Source organism: Duganella sp. S19_KUP01_CR8 (assembly GCF_036688705.1).
In the GTDB taxonomy this organism is placed as follows: Bacteria; Pseudomonadota; Gammaproteobacteria; order Burkholderiales; family Burkholderiaceae_D; genus Rugamonas.
The window spans coordinates 21,927-39,127 of the sequence record NZ_JAQQPR010000002.1; the positions used below are offsets into that span (position 1 = coordinate 21,927).

General features: G+C 65.4%; 18 protein-coding genes and 2 riboswitches. Of the genes, 7 read left to right on the forward strand and 11 right to left on the reverse strand.

Going from position 1 to position 17,201, the window contains the following annotated elements:
- The first annotated feature begins 19 nt into the window (after positions 1–19).
- The 4 genes from V6M89_RS01975 to V6M89_RS01990 all read left to right on the forward strand — a co-directional run bounded on the left by V6M89_RS01975 (position 20) and on the right by V6M89_RS01990 (position 4,496).
- The gene (locus V6M89_RS01975; RefSeq protein WP_332851577.1) at positions 20–1,687 is read left to right on the forward strand and encodes a peptide chain release factor 3; all 1,668 of its coding nucleotides are present in this window, start codon (positions 20–22) and stop codon (positions 1,685–1,687) included.
- Positions 1,688–1,801: 114 nt separating this feature from the next.
- Positions 1,802–2,194 carry a GntR family transcriptional regulator gene (locus V6M89_RS01980; protein ID WP_332851578.1) on the forward strand — a complete coding sequence of 131 codons (393 nt, stop codon included), beginning with the start codon at positions 1,802–1,804 and terminating at the stop codon, positions 2,192–2,194.
- Positions 2,191–3,066 carry an ABC transporter ATP-binding protein gene (locus tag V6M89_RS01985; protein WP_332851579.1) on the forward strand — a complete coding sequence of 292 codons (876 nt, stop codon included), beginning with the start codon at positions 2,191–2,193 and terminating at the stop codon, positions 3,064–3,066. The genes V6M89_RS01980 and V6M89_RS01985 overlap by 4 nt, the downstream gene beginning before the upstream one ends.
- Positions 3,063–4,496 carry a hypothetical protein gene (locus tag V6M89_RS01990; protein ID WP_332851580.1) on the forward strand — a complete coding sequence of 478 codons (1,434 nt, stop codon included), beginning with the start codon at positions 3,063–3,065 and terminating at the stop codon, positions 4,494–4,496. The genes V6M89_RS01985 and V6M89_RS01990 overlap by 4 nt, the downstream gene beginning before the upstream one ends.
- Positions 4,497–4,514: 18 nt before the next feature.
- Here the strand turns inward: V6M89_RS01990 and V6M89_RS01995 are convergent, their stop codons facing one another.
- The 3 genes from V6M89_RS01995 to V6M89_RS02005 form a co-directional block, all read right to left on the reverse strand.
- Positions 4,515–5,180 (reverse strand): hypothetical protein, encoded by a 666-nt coding sequence (locus tag V6M89_RS01995; RefSeq protein ID WP_332851581.1) that lies wholly within the window; start codon positions 5,178–5,180, stop codon positions 4,515–4,517.
- A 106-nt stretch (positions 5,181–5,286) separates the two neighbouring features.
- On the reverse strand, positions 5,287–5,703 hold the full coding sequence (locus tag V6M89_RS02000) for a cupin domain-containing protein (RefSeq protein ID WP_332851582.1): 417 nt from the start codon (positions 5,701–5,703) through the stop codon (positions 5,287–5,289).
- 67 nt (positions 5,704–5,770) lie between these two features.
- Positions 5,771–6,100 carry a DUF6677 family protein gene (locus V6M89_RS02005; protein WP_332851583.1) on the reverse strand — a complete coding sequence of 110 codons (330 nt, stop codon included), beginning with the start codon at positions 6,098–6,100 and terminating at the stop codon, positions 5,771–5,773.
- A gap of 88 nt (positions 6,101–6,188) precedes the next feature.
- Here V6M89_RS02005 and V6M89_RS02010 point away from each other — a divergent pair, with 88 nt between their 5' ends.
- Positions 6,189–6,626 carry a cache domain-containing protein gene (locus V6M89_RS02010; protein ID WP_332851584.1) on the forward strand — a complete coding sequence of 146 codons (438 nt, stop codon included), beginning with the start codon at positions 6,189–6,191 and terminating at the stop codon, positions 6,624–6,626.
- A gap of 9 nt (positions 6,627–6,635) precedes the next feature.
- The gene (locus V6M89_RS02015) at positions 6,636–8,264 is read left to right on the forward strand and encodes a methyl-accepting chemotaxis protein (protein ID WP_332851585.1); all 1,629 of its coding nucleotides are present in this window, start codon (positions 6,636–6,638) and stop codon (positions 8,262–8,264) included.
- Between the two features lie 5 nt (positions 8,265–8,269).
- On the opposite strand, the gene V6M89_RS02020 is transcribed toward V6M89_RS02015, so the two are convergent.
- The 6 genes from V6M89_RS02020 to gcvT form a co-directional block, all read right to left on the reverse strand.
- Entirely contained in the window at positions 8,270–8,701 is a 432-nt protein-coding gene (locus V6M89_RS02020) for a hypothetical protein (protein ID WP_332851586.1), read from the reverse strand.
- A gap of 27 nt (positions 8,702–8,728) precedes the next feature.
- Positions 8,729–8,986 (reverse strand): hypothetical protein, encoded by a 258-nt coding sequence (locus V6M89_RS02025; protein WP_332851587.1) that lies wholly within the window; start codon positions 8,984–8,986, stop codon positions 8,729–8,731.
- Between the two features lie 8 nt (positions 8,987–8,994).
- Positions 8,995–9,282 carry an ArsR/SmtB family transcription factor gene (locus V6M89_RS02030; RefSeq protein WP_332851890.1) on the reverse strand — a complete coding sequence of 96 codons (288 nt, stop codon included), beginning with the start codon at positions 9,280–9,282 and terminating at the stop codon, positions 8,995–8,997.
- A 192-nt stretch (positions 9,283–9,474) separates the two neighbouring features.
- Positions 9,475–12,369, reverse strand: a complete 2,895-nt coding sequence (gene gcvP, locus V6M89_RS02035) for an aminomethyl-transferring glycine dehydrogenase (RefSeq protein WP_332851588.1) — start codon at positions 12,367–12,369, stop codon at positions 9,475–9,477.
- A gap of 124 nt (positions 12,370–12,493) precedes the next feature.
- Positions 12,494–12,874, reverse strand: a complete 381-nt coding sequence (gene gcvH / locus V6M89_RS02040; protein WP_332851589.1) for a glycine cleavage system protein GcvH — start codon at positions 12,872–12,874, stop codon at positions 12,494–12,496.
- Positions 12,875–12,920: 46 nt separating this feature from the next.
- Positions 12,921–14,054, reverse strand: coding sequence for a glycine cleavage system aminomethyltransferase GcvT (gene gcvT, locus V6M89_RS02045; protein WP_332851590.1), 1,134 nt, complete (start codon positions 14,052–14,054; stop codon positions 12,921–12,923).
- Positions 14,055–14,132: 78 nt separating this feature from the next.
- Positions 14,133–14,250: riboswitch (glycine riboswitch) on the reverse strand.
- 41 nt (positions 14,251–14,291) lie between these two features.
- Positions 14,292–14,378, reverse strand: a riboswitch (glycine riboswitch).
- 142 nt (positions 14,379–14,520) lie between these two features.
- On the opposite strand from gcvT, the gene V6M89_RS02050 reads away from it, so the two are divergent.
- Positions 14,521–15,081: an ATP-dependent Clp protease proteolytic subunit gene (locus V6M89_RS02050; protein ID WP_332851591.1), complete on the forward strand. Its 561-nt coding sequence runs from the start codon at positions 14,521–14,523 to the stop codon at positions 15,079–15,081.
- Positions 15,082–15,130: 49 nt separating this feature from the next.
- On the opposite strand, the gene V6M89_RS02055 is transcribed toward V6M89_RS02050, so the two are convergent.
- Positions 15,131–15,334: a hypothetical protein gene (locus V6M89_RS02055; protein WP_332851592.1), complete on the reverse strand. Its 204-nt coding sequence runs from the start codon at positions 15,332–15,334 to the stop codon at positions 15,131–15,133.
- A gap of 157 nt (positions 15,335–15,491) precedes the next feature.
- Entirely contained in the window at positions 15,492–17,183 is a 1,692-nt protein-coding gene (locus V6M89_RS02060) for a methyl-accepting chemotaxis protein (RefSeq protein WP_332851593.1), read from the reverse strand.
- Positions 17,184–17,201: the final 18 nt, after the last annotated feature.

The window sequence follows — 17,201 nt, forward strand, 5'->3', positions numbered from 1 at the left end:
CGCCTCAGATCGCGAACAAATGGTCAACGATATCGAAAACGTAACACCCGAGAATAACGACGACGCCGGCTCCACGGCCAACGCCAGGACCCCGGCCCTGATCGCACGTGAAGTCCAGCGCCGCCGCACCTTCGGCATCATTTCCCACCCGGATGCCGGTAAGACCACGCTGACGGAAAAACTGCTGCTGTTCTCGGGCGCGATCCAGATGGCCGGCACGGTCAAGGCGCGCAAGAGCGGCCGCCACGCCACCTCCGACTGGATGGAAATCGAGAAGCAGCGCGGCATTTCCGTCGCTTCGTCGGTGATGCAGTTCGAGTTCCGCGACCACGTGGTCAACCTGCTCGACACCCCCGGCCACCAGGACTTCTCGGAAGACACCTACCGCGTGCTGACGGCGGTCGACTCGGCGCTGATGGTGATCGACGCCGCCAAGGGCGTGGAAGCGCAGACCATCAAGCTGCTCGACGTCTGCCGCATGCGCAATACGCCGATCGTCACCTTCATGAACAAGATGGACCGCGAGACCCGCGATCCGCTGGAGCTGCTGGACGAGCTGGAATCGGTGCTGAAGATCCAGTGCGCGCCGGTGACCTGGCCTATCGGCATGGGCAAGAACTTCCGCGGCGTGTACCACCTGCTGAACGACACCATCATGCTGTTCAAGGCCGGCGAGGAAAAAGCCGACGGCGCCTTCGAGATCATCAAGGGCATCGACAATCCGCGCCTGACGGAGATGTTCCCGCTGGAGATGGACCAGCTGAAGATGGAAGTGGAGCTGGTGCACGGCGCCTCGCATCCGTTCGACCTGGAGCAGTTCCTGGCCGGCGTGCAGACGCCGGTGTTCTTCGGCTCCGCGATCAACAACTTCGGCGTGCGCGAGATCCTGTCGGCGCTGGTCGACTGGGCCCCGGCCCCGCGCGAGCGCGACGCCACCGTGCGTTCGGTCGATCCGAAGGAAGAGCCGTTCACCGGTTTCGTGTTCAAGATCCAGGCCAATATGGACCCGGCCCACCGCGACCGCATCGCCTTCCTGCGCGTGTGCTCCGGCCGTTTCGAGCGCGGCATGAAGGTCAAGCATTTGCGCCTGGGTCGCGAGATCAAGGTGTCGTCGGTGGTGACGTTCATGGCCTCCTCGCGCGAGCAGGTGGAGGAGGCGTACGCCGGCGACATCATCGGCCTGCCGAACCACGGCAATATGCAGATCGGCGACTCGTTCTCCGAAGGCGAGCTGCTGACCTTCACCGGCATCCCGTACTTCGCGCCGGACTTCTTCCGCTCGGTGCGCATCCGTAACCCGCTGAAGATCAAGCAGCTGCACAAGGGCTTGCAGCAGCTGGGCGAAGAGGGCGCGGTGCAGGTCTTCAAGCCGGTGCAGGGCGGCGAGCTGGTACTGGGCGCGGTCGGCGTGCTGCAGTTCGAAGTGGTCGCCAGCCGTTTGATGAACGAATACGGCGTCGACGCCGTGTTCGAAGGCACCAGCATCAGCAGCGCGCGCTGGGTTTCCAGCGACGACAAGAAGGCGCTGTCGGACTTCGAGGACGCATTGGGCCACAACGTCGCCTACGACGCCGCCGGCAACCTGGCCTACCTGGCCACCTCCGGCGTCAACCTGCGCCTGACGCAGGAACGCTGGCCCAAGCTGCAGTTCCACGCCACCCGCGAGCACTCGGCCAAGCTGGTGTAAGCACGCTGTCCACCGCCGGCGCGTCCTGCGCCGGCGTTTTTTTCCTCCGATTTTGTTTGACACGGGGCGTTTTTGGGTCTAATGTATTAGTCAACTAATACACTGATACAAAAAATGACCTCCCACACCGCCTCCCTCTACTCGATCGCGACCGGTTCGTCCGAACCGATCTATCGCCAGCTGATCGAGCAGACCCGCCGCCTGCTGGCCGCCCGCGTGCTGGCGCCGGGCGACGTGCTGCCGTCGGTGCGCGAGGTGGCGCTGGCGCTGGCCGTCAATCCGATGACCGTGTCCAAGGCCTACAACATGATGGAGACCGAAGGCCTTCTGTCGCGCAGCCGCGGCATCGGCATGCTGGTGGCCGAGCGCAGGGCGCACAGCGCCCGTGAACGCGAGGCCCTGCTGCGGCCCACGCTGGAGCGGGCCGCCGAGGAGGCGCGCCAGCTGGAACTCGATCCCGACGCCGTACTTGCCCTGTTCAATAAAATCCTCAAGGAAGAACCATGAAACCATCGATCGTCAATGTCGCCAACCTGCATAAATCCTTCGGTGGCCAGCAGGTATTGCAGGGCGTGAGCTGGGACATCGCGCCCGGCAAGGTGATCGGCCTGCTGGGCCGCAACGGCGCCGGCAAATCGACGCTGCTGGAATGCCTGCTGGGCCTGCGCGAAGCCGAGGCCGGCGCCAGCACGCTGTTCGGCCAGCCCGCCACCCAGCTGGGCGACGAGGCGCGCGCCTGGATCGGCTATGTGCCGCAGAAGTCGGAGCTGTTCGAGTGGCTGACGCCGGTGCAGATGCTGGACTACTTCAAGGCCCTGTACCCGCACTGGAACGCCGGCAAGGTGGCCGGCCTGCTGGAGCGCTGGGGCTTCGCCGGCGAGGCGCGCCACAAGCAGATCGGCCGTTTGTCCGGCGGCGAGAAGCAGCGCCTGTCCATCATCCGCGCGCTGGCGCACGACCCTCAGCTGTTGGTGCTGGACGAGCCGGTGGCCAGCCTCGATCCGGTCGGCCGCCGCGATTTCCTGCACGAGCTGGTGGACGGCGTGATCGAGCGCGATACGACGGTGATCTTCTCGACCCACATCCTGTCGGACCTGGAGCGGGTGGCGCTGGACGTGGCCTTCCTCCAGGGCGGCAAGATCACGCTGCAAGCGCCGCTGGACGAGCTGCTGGAAAGCGCGCACCGCATCACCGGCACGGCGGCGGCGCTGGCGCGCCTGCACTTCCGCGACGAGATCCGCCGCCAGCAGGACCGCAGCGGCGGCGTCAGCATCCTGGCGCGCCTGAACGGGCAGGAGGCCGCCGATTTGCGGGCCGGCCCGGACCTGCGGGTGGAAGCCCTGAGCCTGGAAGACCTGTTCGTCGAGGTGACCAAATGAACGGCGCCTATGCACAACTGCTGTCGCAGGTGGTGCGCGAGCGCTGCGCCACCCGCATGATGGTGCGCATCAGCGTATTGCTGTTGGCGGGAGCTTTGGTGGTTGCGCTGGTGGTCAGCAGCCTGCAGGTGCACATGGAGCTGGTGTGGCAGGCGCCGCTCGGCATGCTGGCGATGCTGATCGTGATGTGGTGCGGCGCCTACCTGAAAAGCGCCGTGCAGCAAAATCACCCGGCCTACGCCTGCCTGGTGCCGCAGCTGCGGCGGCGCCTGATCGTGCTGACCGTGGCGCTGTTCGCGGCAGCCGGGTTCGCGGTGGCGGCGATGGTGGCGGCGGTGTTCGGGCATTTCGGCTATGCGCTGGTCGGCGCCGGGGCATTTTTCTGCTACATGCTGTACGCGCAGCGCTACACGCTGCTGGCGTTCCTGCCCACGGTGATCATTTTCGGCTCGCTGTCGCTGAAGGACTGGCTGGCCGCGCTGTGGCAAAGCCTGGCCGGGATGGGCGAACCCGCGCTGGCGGGCATGGGCCTGGTCGTCGTGGCCGCACTGGGCGCCGCCGGCATACTGCTGGTATTCCCACGCGGCGGCGACCGTCACTGGGCCTGGCATGCACGCCACGAGGCGCTGGTTCGGCGGTTATATGGCGGGCCGCTGAAGCCCGAGGATGCCGGCGCCCGCAACCGCTTCAGCATGCTGCTGCGCCTCGGTTACCGTGCCACGCTGCGTCGCGACAGCCAGCGCGGCGCCACGCAAGCGCGCATGCTGATGCACACCCTGGGCCCGACCGCGTACGAGGGCGGCTATCTCGCCTATCTGCTGCTGGTGACGGTGGTGGCGGCAGGCGTGGTGCTGTACGCCGGCGCCGATATGCCGGCGGTGCGGGAGATGATGCACACCCTGGTCATGCAGATTTGCCTGCTGGTGGCGGTGGTGTTGTACGCGGCCGATCTGCTCAAGAGCGCAAGCCGGCATGGCGCGGAGCAGGCGCTGTTTTTCCTGGCGCCGCGCGCGCCCGCTGCGGCGCAGGTCAACCGCATGCTGGGTGCCGCTTTGCTGGCGCGGTTCCTGCGCGTGTGGCTGCTGGCTTGCGCCGTGGCCTTCGTGGTCGACATGCTGTTGATCGGCGCGCCGAGGATCTACGGCTCCACCTTTTTGCTGGCGGCGCTGCTGCTGCCGTTTTCCTGCGCGCTGCTGCGTGATTACGCGGTCATACCGGCATCGCACCGCCAGGTGACGACGGTGGCCTGGACGTTTGTATCGATGGTGGCCTACCTGGTTGCGCTGGCGGTCGAGAACAAGCTGCCGGAGCTGCCCTTGTTCTGGATCGGCGGCGCCATCATGCTGGTGACCTTGCTGGCGCTGCGCTGGCGTTGGCAACGCCTGATGTCGCTGCCGGCGGTGCTGCCCGCCGGCCGCTTGCTAAGCTGAATGGCCTGAAGCCGGCCGCTAGTTGGACTGGAACACCAGTCCCAGCGTGACCACCGGCTCGCCGCCGCCCCGCGCCAGGCGCCGGCCCCAGGTGGCGTCGATCTGCAAGTGGTCCGGGATCAGCGCGCGGGCGATGCCGAACTGGTAGCGCGAGCCGCTGTGCTGGCGGCCGTAGACTTCGGCCGTCAAGGTGTGGCGTTTGTCCAGACGGAATTGGGCGCCGCTGCCCCAGGTGGCGTGGTGGCGGCGGCCGGATTCCGCATGCATCACGCCGGCATTCAAATGCAGCAGCACGGCGTCGTCGCGCAGCGACAGGCTGAGCGGCACGTTGAACGACAGGTCGCCGTCGCCACCGCGTCCGGCGCGGAACTGGTCGGCCAGCACCAGGCCCAGGCCCCAGCCGTTGGTCTCCAGCGGTTTGAACACGGTCTTGGCCTGCACCCGGAAGTGATGCGTGGTCTGGCTGCGTGGGCCGGAAGTGTCGTCGGCCCAGGCGCCGCCGATCGCCAGTTCCCAAGCGCCGCCGACGTTGCAGGCCGGCGTGACCCAGTATTCGGCCAACTGGTCGGCGCGCAGCGCGTAGGTTTCAAGCTGGCACTGGCCGGGTGCGGCGATGGCGGCGTCATCGACCGTCATCGGACGGCCGGCGTGGGTGGCGGGGCAGGCCAGCAGGCCAGTCAGCACGCAAGCGGCTGCGCGGGACGGGAGTAGCGCAAAGGTCATCGGTGCTCAGTTTTCAACGAGGGCGTAGCTTGCCACTCTAACGCCCGCAAATGAAATCGTGATGACACTATTTGGCCGGGGTGGCCAGCGGCTTGCCTTTCTCGACCACGTACACGCCGACCAGCTTGAGCGGGCCGTTGCCGACGTTGAGGGCGTCATGGACGGTGCCGGCCGGGATCACGAAGGCTTCGCCGACCTTGACGCGGCGCGGGTCTTCGCCATCGATGCGCAATTCGCCTTCGCCTTCCAGCACGTAGCTGATCTCGTCGCCGGGATGCGAGTGGCGGCCGGCGGTGGCGCCGGCGTCCAGTTCGACCCTGGCGACGACCGCCTCGCGCCCCGGCACCGAAACGTCGGCTTTCTTGACCACGGTGCGGTGGATGCCGGAGGCTTGAGTTTGAGCTTGGGCCGCGCCGGCGCTGACGGTCAGAATCAGGGCGGCGAAGGCGGGCAGGGCGTGGCGGGCGAACGAGACAGGTGGCATGGCGCATCCTTTCAGGTAAGTGGCTGCGCCGGGAGGGCGCCAGCCGATTGTACGCCCACGCGCGGCGCTAGCGGTGGCGTCCCAGCCACAGCGCGTCGGCCACCGAGCCTATCCAGCAGACGATGCAAACCAGCGCCGCGCCGTTGGTGGCCGGGTTGTCGATGCCGGAGCTGTGCACGCGTTCCAGGATCAGCAAGGGATCGAGCGGCAGCTTGCCGTTATTGAGTTCCGTGATCAGCGTATCGACCAGCGCCAGCGTGGCGCGCAGCAGGTAGCCGGCCGCCAGCAGCGTCGGCACGATGAACAGCAGGCCGCGCGCGCCGCGCCGCAGGACCAGGTGGCCCAGTCCGGGAAACAGCAGCGCCGAAATGAGTGCGGCCTTGATCGATGCTTTCATGAACGTCCTGTGGTTGGCCTTGACTAAGCGCAAGATTGCGCCGTTGCATGCGGCGTAGATTACAACATCTTACCTGCCGGAGTGAATCATGCGCGCTTTATTCGGTATCGCCTTGTTGTTGTGCTCTGTGTGCGTGCACGCCGCCCCCAATGAGAAGGACGCGATCGCGCTGGCCGAGAAAGGCGCGCAGTTCGTGCGCGCGCACGGCAAGGCCGAGATGATCGCCCGCATCAACCGCAAGGATCCGGAATTCAACCAGGGCGCCTTGTACCTGGCGATGCGCGACCTGGACGGCATCACCATCGCCCACCCGACCACGGCGCTGATCGGCAAGAACCTGCTGGAGGTGCCGGACGCCGACGGCAAGCCGTTCCGGCAGGAGATGCTGGCGCTGGCCAAGGGCAAGGGTTCCGGCTGGGTCGACTACAAGTTCCGCAATCCGCAAACGGGCAAGGTGGAGGCCAAGAGCACCTATGTGCTGCGGGTCGGTGACGTGGCGCTGGAAGCCGGCATCTACAAGCCCTAAGCCGTGGACATGCTCAGCAAACTGCGGATAGGGCCCAAGCTGCTGCTGGCGCCGGGGGTGGTGCTGATCCTGCTGATCGCGCTGTCGGCCGGGGCCTTCGTCGGCCTGGTGCGGCAAAACCACCGGCTGGACGACATGGTGCAGCAGCGCGCCGTCAGGCTCAAGGCGGCGGCCGACCTGGTGGCGGGCGCCAACCGCGCGCATACCGAGATCTACCAGCTGCTCACCTGGATCAACGCCAGCTTCTCGTCGGCGCGCGTCGATGTGCTGGTGCGTGACATCCACGCCCGCCACGCCACGCTGGACCGCCAGTTCGCGCAGTTGGAGATGGCGACCCAGGGCGATCCGGCCGAGCGCCGCTTCGTCGCCCAGTCGCAGGCGGCGCATACGCTGTACGTAAAGGCGATCGGCGACGTCATCGAATTGAGCATGGCCGACCAATCGATGGCGACCAACGCCATGTCCAAGGCCGAGCGGGCGTTCGACGTGGTGGCGCGGCGGCTGGAGGAGTTGTCGCGGCTGGAGCAGGCGCTCAGCGCGCGCGCCTACAACGACGCCGAGGCCGAGTTCAGGACGCTGTCGACCGTGATGCCGGCGGTGGTGGTGCTGTCGATCACGCTGTCGCTGCTGGTGACGATGGCGGTGCGACGGGCCTTGCTGAAGGAGGTCGGCGAGATCGGCGCGGCCGCCATCGATCTGGCCGAGGGCAACCTGACGGTGAAGAACCGGGTCTACGGCAAGGACGAAATCGCCGAGACGTCGCGCGCGCTGGACACCAGCATCCGCAACCTGAACACCACGCTGAAGACCATCCTGGCGTCGGCGCAGTCGATCGACACGGCCTCGCGCGAGATCGCGCAGGGCAACGTCGACCTGACCCAGCGCACCGAGGCGCAGGCCAGCACGCTGGAGGAGGCCAGCAGCTCGATGCAGGAGCTGAGCGCCACCGTCACCCAGACCGCCAACAACGCGCAGCTGGCCAATCAGCTGGCGCGCTGCGCCACCAATTTCGCGGTACGCGGCGGCAGCGTGGTGCAGCGGCTGGTGGTGACGATGGCGGCGATACGCGGCAGCTCGCGCAAGGTGGTGGAGATCGTCGGCGTGATCGACGGCATCGCCTTCCAGACCAATCTGCTGGCCTTGAACGCGGCGGTGGAGGCGGCGCGCGCGGGCGAGCACGGCGAGGGCTTCGCGCTGGTGGCGGGCGAGGTGCGCACGCTGGCGCAGCGTTCGGCCACGGCGGCGCAGGAGATCAAGGCTTTGATCGCCGAGTCGGTGGCGGAGATCGAGGGCGGCAGCCGCTCGGTGGAGGAGGCCGGCAGCAGCATGGCGGAGATCGTGGCGTCGGTGCAGCAGGTGGGTGATATCATCGACCAGGTCAGCACCGCCAGCGCGGTGCAGGCGCAGGGCTTGCAGGGGATGCATCAGGCCATCGTCGAGATGGACCAGGTGACGCAGCAGAAGCTGGCGCTGGTGGAACAAGCCGCCAGCGCGGCATCGGGCTTGCAGCGGCAGGCGGTCAATCTATCGGAGGCGGTGGCGATGTTCAAACTGGATGAAGGCATGGAGCCGCCGCCCAAACTCCCGGACGGCTCGCCCCGCGTCGTGCGCCTGCGACTGGCGTCGGTGCGCAATTGAGCTGACTAGGCTTTCTGTGCGCTGGCCGGATTGGCGCGGGACCAGCGGTCGCCGGATTGGCGCAGGTATTTCTTGAAGACGTAGCCCCAAGGCATGGCGATCGGAATGATGATCACCGCCAGGCATTGCACGAAGATTTCCATGGTGCCTGCGTCCATCGTACCGGAACGCCACGCCGGCAGGACGACTACCAGCGACCAGATGACTTTCCACATCAGTTCCCACAGCAGCACCGGCAGCATCTGCAAGGGATAGCGCACGCCCAACGCGCACAGTGCTCCAAACGCCGCCAGCATGCAATTGACCACGCCACCCATCAGGCTCCACGGCTTGTCATGGTGAAGCACGCCAGGCCAGATCACCAGGCCAAGTCCCACAGCGATAATCAGATACACGGCTCGCAGCATATACAGACGTACTAATGAAACTTCGTTCATTTTGTGGCTCCTGGTGGTGGTAGGGGATTACTCGACTTCCTTCAATATCTTCTCAATCGCCGAGACGCGCGATTTCAGTTCCGACAAGGTGGCGTCCATGGATGCCAGCGAGGCAGCAGCTTCGGTGTGCGCCGCCACGGCTTTCTCGGCGATCACGCGATAAGCCTCTTCGTGAGCAAACCGCAGTTTGGCCTGCTGGATCGCCGAAAAGTGCCGCATCGCCGCGATCACCACGATTGCCAGCAGGGGGAGGCAGATCGTCAAAAGATATACATGCTCAGCCATAATTGCCTCTATTGTTCAGGGTTGGTGGACAGCGACTTGACCGCTTCGGCGATCACAGCCGGAGTCAGTTCAAAGTCGAAATTGCTTACGTCAAAATAGTTCAGCGCCTTGCCGTCCTGCGACAGTTCCATCTGGCTGACGACCAGTCCGGCATCCTCCAGCTTCTGCAAGTGCAGGTGCAGCAAGGGGCGGCTGATGCCCAGCTCGCGCGCCAGCTGGCTCACATAATTGCGGCCGCCGGACTTCAGCATCGCAATGATGCGCAGGCGGTGCGGGTTGGACAGCGCCGCAAGCATGCTCAGCAATTGATCTCCGCTAGGAGTTGGCGTTTTCGATTTCATGTGTAAAGAATATCTGACATGTGAAATGAAGTCAACCACATATAATAAAAACTTATCCGGCATAAAAAAACGCAGGCCGAACCGGGTGGTTCGCCTGCGTTCTCCGGATAGCGCGGCGAACCGCGCGTCCCTCAGTTACTTATACGCTTACTCGTAGTCGCTCATCGGCGCGCAGCCGCAGAACAGGTTGCGGTCGCCGTAGACGTTGTCGGCGCGGCCGACCGGCGGCCAGTACTTCTGCTTGCGCAGCGACGGCACAGGGTAGGCCGCCACTTCGCGGCTGTACTTGCGCTCCCACTTGTCGGCGGTCAGCACCTCGGCGGTGTGCGGCGCGAACTTGAGCGGGTTGTCCAGCTTGTCGAACTCGCCGCTTTCAACCTTGGCGATCTCGCTGCGGATGGCGATCATCGCATCGATGAAGCGGTCCATTTCGACCTTCGATTCGCTTTCGGTCGGCTCGATCATCAGCGTGCCCGGTACCGGGAAGCTCATGGTCGGCGCGTGGAAGCCGAAGTCCATCAGGCGCTTGGCCACGTCTTCGTTGCTGATGCCGGTGGCATCCTGCAGCGGACGCAGGTCGATGATGCACTCGTGCGCCACCAGGCCGTCGTGGCCCGAGTACAGCACCGGGAAGTGCGGCGACAGGCGGCGCGCGATGTAGTTGGCGTTCAGGATCGCGGTCTCGGTCGCGGCGGTCAGGCCTTCCGCGCCCATCATCGCGATGTACATCCACGAAATCGGCAGGATGCTGGCCGAACCGTACGGCGCGGCGCTGACCGAACCGATGCCGGCGTTGTCGCGGATGTAGCCGTTCGAACGCTGGTTAGGCAGGAACTTCGCCAGGTGCGCGCCGACGCCGATAGGACCGACGCCAGGACCGCCACCACCGTGAGGAATGCAGAAGGTCTTGTGCAGGTTCAGGTGCGAGACGTCGCCGCCGAACGAGCCCGGAGCCGCCACGCCGACCAGCGCGTTCATGTTGGCGCCGTCGATGTAGACCTGGCCGCCGTGGCCGTGGACGATTTCGCACAGTTCCTGGATGCCTTCTTCGAACACGCCGTGGGTCGATGGGTAGGTCACCATCACGCAGGCCAGGTTCTTCGAGTGCTGTTCGGCCTTGGCTTTCAGGTCGGCCAGGTCGACGTTGCCGCTGGCGTCGCAGGCGGTCACCACCACCTGCATGCCGACCATATTGGCCGATGCCGGGTTGGTGCCGTGCGCCGACGATGGGATCAGGCAGATGTTGCGATGGCCTTCGCCGCGCGACTGGTGGTAAGCCTGGATCACCAGCAGACCGGCGTACTCGCCCTGCGAGCCGGCGTTAGGCTGCAGCGAGACGGCGGCGTAGCCGGTCAACGCGCACAGCATCTCTTCCAGCTGCGAGATCATTTCGCGGTAGCCGACGGTCTGCGCGTCCGGCGCGAACGGGTGGATGTTCGAGAACTCCGGCCAGGTGACCGGGATCATCTCGGACGTCGCGTTCAGCTTCATGGTGCACGAACCCAGCGGGATCATGGTGCGGTCCAGCGCCAGGTCCTTGTCCGCCAGGCTGCGCAGGTAGCGCAGCATTTCGGTTTCGGAGTGGTAGCGGTTGAAGACCGGGTGGCTCAGGTAGTCGCTGGTGCGCGACAGCGCTGCCGGGAAGGCCTCGGCCACGGCCGCTTCCACGCCATCGAAGTCCGGGCCGTGGGCCGGGCCGCCGACAGGGTGGGCGAACACGGTCCACAGCAGCGCGATGTCTTCGCGGCTGGTGGTTTCGTCCAGCGATACGCCGACGTGGGTGGCGTCGATCACGCGCAGGTTGACGCCGTGCGAGTGGGCCGATGCATGCAGCTGCTCGGCGTTCTTGACGGCCACGGTCAGGGTGTCGAAGAAGGTCTCGTTGGTGACGGTGTAGCCCAAGGTCTTCAGGTTGGCGGCCAGCACGCCGGTGTAGCGGTGTACGCGCTGGGCGATCTGCAGCAGGCCTTTCGGGCCGTGGTAGACGGCGTACATCGACGCCATCACCGCCAGCAGCACCTGCGCGGTGCAGATGTTGGACGTGGCTTTTTCGCGGCGGATGTGCTGCTCGCGGGTTTGCAGCGCCAGGCGGTAAGCCTTGTTGCCCTGGGCGTCGATGGTGACGCCGACCAGGCGGCCGGACATGCTGCGTTTGAATTCGTCGCGGGTCGACAGGTAGCCTGCGTGCGGGCCGCCAAAGCCCAGCGGTACGCCGAAGCGCTGGCTGTTACCGACCACCACGTCCGCGCCCCATTCGCCCGGAGGCGTCAGCATGGTCAGCGCCAGCAGGTCGGCGGCGACCACCACCATCGCGCCCTTGGCCTTGACGGCTTCAACGCCGGCCTTGTAGTCGCGCACCACGCCGTTCACGCCCGGGTATTGCAGTAGCACGCCGAAGCACTCGCCCACGGCGGACAGTTCGGCCGGGTGGAAGGTCTTCACTTCGATGCCCAGCGGCTTGGCGCGGGTCTCGACCACTTCGCGGGTCTGCGGCAGCACGTCGTCGGCCACGTAGAACACCATCGATTTCGATTTGCCGACGCGCTGGATCAGCGTCATCGCTTCGGCGGCGGCCGTGCCTTCGTCCAGCATCGACGCGTTGGCGATGCCCATGCCGGTCAGGTCGGTGATGGTTTGCTGGAAGTTCAGGATCGCTTCCAGGCGGCCTTGCGAAATCTCCGGCTGGTACGGGGTGTAGGCGGTGTACCAGGCCGGGTTTTCGAAGATGTTACGCAGCACCACGCCAGGCGTGACGGTGTTGTAGTAGCCCTGGCCGATCAGCGACTTGAGCACCTTGTTTTTCGATGCGATCTTTTTCAGCTTGGACAGCGCTTCCTGTTCCGGCATCGGCTGCGAGTACGCGCCCAGCGGCAGTGCGCCTTTGTTGCGGATGTTGGATGGGACCAGTGCGTCGATCAGGGCTGCGCGCGAGGCGTAGCCGAGTACCGACAGCATGGCTTCCTGTTCTGCGGCGTCAGGGCCGATGTGGCGGGCGATGAAGGCGTCGCGGGCTTCGAGTTGGGTCAGGCTGGAGCGGGTCATGATATGGGCGAGGGCAGTATGAGGAATGGTGCGATACGTCGTCCCCGCGAAAGCGGGGACCCATGCCGAGTGGCCGGAGTCAGCTCAGCATGGATTCCCGCGTGCGCGGGAAGGACGGGGCGAATTACGCTTCGGTGGTCTTGCCGTAGGCGGCGGCGTCCAGCAGGCCGTTGATCGCGGCGGCGTCGGCCGGCTTGATCTTGAACAGCCAGTTGGCGTAGGCGTCGGCGTTGATCGACTCAGGCGAGTTGACCACGTCGTCGTTGACGGCAACGACTTCACCGGCGATCGGCGCGTAGATGTCGCTGGCCGCTTTGACCGATTCCACCACTGCTGCGTCGTCGCCGGCGCCGTAGGTCGTGCCGACTTTTGGCAGTTCGACGAAGACGATATCGCCCAGCGCATCCTGTGCGAACTCGGTGATGCCGACGGTGACGGTGCCGTCAGCTTCAGCGCGTACCCATTCGTGGGATTCGGTGTACTTCAGGTCGGCAGGAATGTTCATGTAAGGCTCCAGAAGGGTGATAGGGTGATATGAATATAAACAGCGATTAAACAGCCAGGATTTTACCGTTGCGCACGAACGGCAGCTTGACCACCGACGCGGCCAGTTTCTTGTCGCGGATCTCGACGTGCACGGTGTCGCCGACGGCCACGCCGTTGGGCACGCGCGCCAGCGCGATCGCCTGCTGCATCGACGGGCTGAAGGTGCCGCTGGTGATCTCGCCGGTGGCGTCGGTACCGGCCACGACCACCTTCTGGTGGGCGCGCAGCACGCCGCCTTTTTCGCGCAGGATCAGGCCGACGAACTGGGCGTTCTGGCCCATCGCCTGCAGCGCCGCCTTGCCGATGAAGTCGCGCTCGGCGACCAGGTCGATGGTCCAGGCCAGGCCGGCGTCCAGCGGGTTGACGGTTTCGTCCATGTCCTGGCCGTACAGGTTCATGCCGGCTTCCAGGCGCAGCGTGTCGCGCGCGCCCAGGCCGGCCGGCTTGACGCCAGCGGCGACCAGCGCGTTCCACAGGTTCTCGGCCTGCTCGGCGGCGACGCCGATTTCAAAGCCGTCTTCGCCGGTGTAGCCGGTGCGGGCGATCATCGCCTCGCCGAAGGTTGGGCTTTGGGCGAAGGCGACGTTGAACGGCTTCATCTCGGCCGTGCCTTCTTTTGATTCCGGGATGACTTGCCATACCTTGGCGCGGGCGTTCGGGCCCTGCACGGCGATCAGCGCCATAGGGGAGCCAGCAGCGGTGGCGCCGTCGCGGCGCTGGGTGATGGCCAGGCCGGCGTTGGTGGCGGTGTTGTGCTGCTGCATCCAGGCCACGTCTTTTTCAGCGGTGCCGGCGTTGACCACCAGGCGGAACCAGCTCTCGTTGATGAAGTAGACGATCAGGTCGTCGATCACGAAGCCCTGTGGGTTCAGCATGCAGGAGTACAGCGCCTTGCCCGATACCTGCAGCTTGTCGACGTTGTTGGCCAGCAGGCCGCGCAGGAAACCGCGCACATTGTCGCCCTTGATGTCGACCACGCACATATGGGCGACGTCGAACATGCCGACGTCGGTGCGCACGGCGTTGTGTTCTTCGATCTGGGAGCCGTAGTTGACCGGCATGTCCCAGCCGCCGAAATCGACCATCTTGGCGCCGGCTGCGCGGTGGGCATTATTGAGTGGGGTGGCTTTAAGCGTCATAATTCCTCGGTCCAAATCGAATAGGGGTTAACAGAACATACAAGGAAACGCTCAACAAAAGCTGATTCCACAATGATCGCAGACCCCTCTGTCCTTGGTACCTGAGAGATTACGGGAGGAGGCTGGCTCCTGGTTCCCGTGCGCCCCTTCGGTGGGCCGCCAGCTTGCGCCGCGGCCGCTCTCCAGAGTTGGTCCAGTTGGCATCCCGTCGAATATTGCCATCCGACGGCCGCGCTGGTCCCTTGATCGGTCCTTTTGCCTGAGAGTTTTTGGGTAGTGCCCCTTCGGCGGCAAAGCTGGTTTGCCCTCTCCCGATCAAGACTCGGGAATATATGTCAGAAGTACCTTGTTGTCAATCTGAAGCCCATTTCAGGCGGGCGCGACGGTCGCACGAATGAAATGCAATAATAAGGCTCGAAAAACAACTATTTGCTAGAATAAATCACACTTATTCGAGAGCCCAGCCATGAGCCAAGATTCCACCACTTACGAGGGCCACGCGTGGTTCACCCTGTCCGGCGATGTCAACAGCGACATGGTCCGCCGCGTCTTTGACGCGGTCGCCGACATGACGGAAGACCGCATCACCACCGCCCACATCCTGATCCAGTCCAACGGCGGCTACGTCAGCGACGGCATTTGCCTGTACAACTACCTGAGCAAGCTGCCGATCAAGATCATCACCTACAACGCCGGAGCGGTGGCGTCGATCGCGGTGATCCTGTTCCTGGCCGGCGCCGAGCGCTACGCCAGCGACACGGCGCGCTTCATGGTGCACAAGTCGCACGCCAGCGCGCCGCACGGTGCCCGGCCGGACGCGCTGCGCATCATCGTCGAAGGCTTGCAGGCCGACGACGCCCGCACCGAGCAGATCCTGCGCGACCATGTGCAGTTCAGCGACGAGCACTGGCGCATCCATGAGTACTCGGACCTGCACCTGACGGCGGCCGAAGGCTTGAAAGTGGGGATGGTCAATGCGGTGAAGGATTTCGTGCCGCCGCGCGGACAGCGGGTAACGAATATTTGACAAGGTTGCGGCGCCCGGAGACGGCGCCGCAAGGACCGCGCTGGCTTACTTAGCGGTCTTTATTGCCTGACTGCTTGTTGGCGTCGTTTTTGTGGCTTTGACGGCCGGCTTCCACGTGCTGCTCATGGGTGCCGCCCTGGGTGCCGCCGCTGCTGCCGCGCGAGCCGCCGGACGAACCCTGGCCGCCAGACTGCTTGCTGCTGCCCTGATCCGAGCCTTGCTTGCTACTGCCACCTTTTTGATTCGTGCTCATGTCGATTCCTTTACGAAAGTGAAAGAACGTGCTTGCCAGAACCGCGCCGGCGCTTGCATTCCGGTGCGTTTTTGGTATTGCAATGATGCGGGCTCGATCCGGTGATCGCTATCGGAATTTCTCTTGGTGGCGTGTAGGAGTACGCCTTGCCCGCCGCTTAAAATTCCTCCCATTCCACTTCCTTGCTGCTATGGCCGCCGTGTGGCGGACGAGGGGCGGGCGCGGCTGCTTTAGCTTCGCTGCGCGCCGGTGGACGCCGTCCGCCGGCAGCGTCCGCTTGTGCCATGCGCGTTGCCGGCGCTGCCTCGCCCTGGGCGGAAAACACGCCGATCGCCTCATTCAGTTTGCCGGTCTCGGCCTGCATCGCCGCCGTTGCCGAGGCTGCCTGCTCGACCAGGGCGGCGTTCTGCTGGGTGGCCTGGTCCATATCCGCCACCGCCTGGTTGACCTGCTCCAGCCCGGCGGTCTGCTCGGCGCTGGCGTCGGCGATTTCGCCGATCAGTCCGGTCACGCGCTTGACGCTGCCGACCACCTCGTCCATCGTGTTGCGCGCCTGGTCGGCCAATTGCGTGCCGCGCGCCACCTTGTCGACCGAATCGGCGATCAGTTCCTTGATCTCCTTGGCGGCCGCCGCGCTGCGCTGCGCCAGGTTGCGCACCTCCGACGCCACCACCGCGAAGCCGCGTCCCTGTTCGCCGGCGCGCGCCGCCTCCACCGCCGCGTTGAGCGCCAGGATATTGGTCTGGAAAGCGATGCCGTCGATCACGCCGATAATCTCGGCGATCTTGCGCGAGCTGTCGTTGATGGAGGCCATCGTGCCCACCACCTGTTCGACGTCGGCGCCGCCGCGCAGCGCCACCGCGGACGCCGACAGCGCCAGCTGGTTGGCCTGCATCGCATGCTCGGCATTTTGCTTGACGGTGGCCGTCAGCTGCTCCATCGACGACGCGGTTTCCTCCAGCGACGCGGCCTGTTGCTCGGTGCGGGTGGACAGGTTCAGATTGCCCTCGGCGATCTCGCGCGCGGCGCCGTCGATGGCGCGGGCGCCGTGCTGCACCTGGCCGATGATGCCCAGCAGGCTGTCGTTCATATGCTGCATCGCTTGCAGCAGCTTGCCGGTCTCGTTGTTGGCGGTGTCGCCGATGCGGGTGCCGAGGTCGCCGCCGGCGATGCGCTGCGCCGCCTGCATCGCCCGCCGCAGCGGCGCCGAGATCGAACGGGCCAGCCACAGCGCCAGCAAGGCGCCGCCGAAGACCGCCATGCCCAGCGTGCTCAGCGTGATCAAGCGGGCGCCGTCGTACAGTTCGTCGGCCGCGCGCGCGGCCTGCTGGCTACCCGCCATCTGCGCCGCCAGTAGCTTGTCGAGCTGGCCGTTCAGCGCGTCCAGCGTTTGCTGCGAGCGGCCCCTGAGCAGGGCGCTTGCCTCGTCTTTCTTGCCCTCGGCGGCGAGGCCGATCATGCGCTCGTGTTCGGTGGTGTAATCGGCCACAAGACGCAGCAGTTCCGTGCCCAGCGGCTGTTGCGGCGTCTCCGCCAGCAGGCGCGCCAGCTGGCCGGCATGGTCGCGCAGGGCAGCGTGGGCCGTGCCCAGCTTGCGGTCGGCGTCGGCGATGCTGGTCTTGTCGCCGAACACCACGTGTTCCAGCTTGCGCACCTCTTGCAAATCGTTGCGCAGGGACAGTACTGCTATAGTCTGAGGCAGCCATTTGCCGGACAATTCGGAGGAGGCTTCGTCGATATGCCCCATGCGGGCCAGGGCGCTCAGGCCCAGCAGGGTGGTCAGGCCTAGCAGGACGGCGAAGGCGGCCAGCAGCTTGCTGGAGATTTCCAGGTTATGCAGGAATTTCATGGCGGGGTCTCGCTGGCG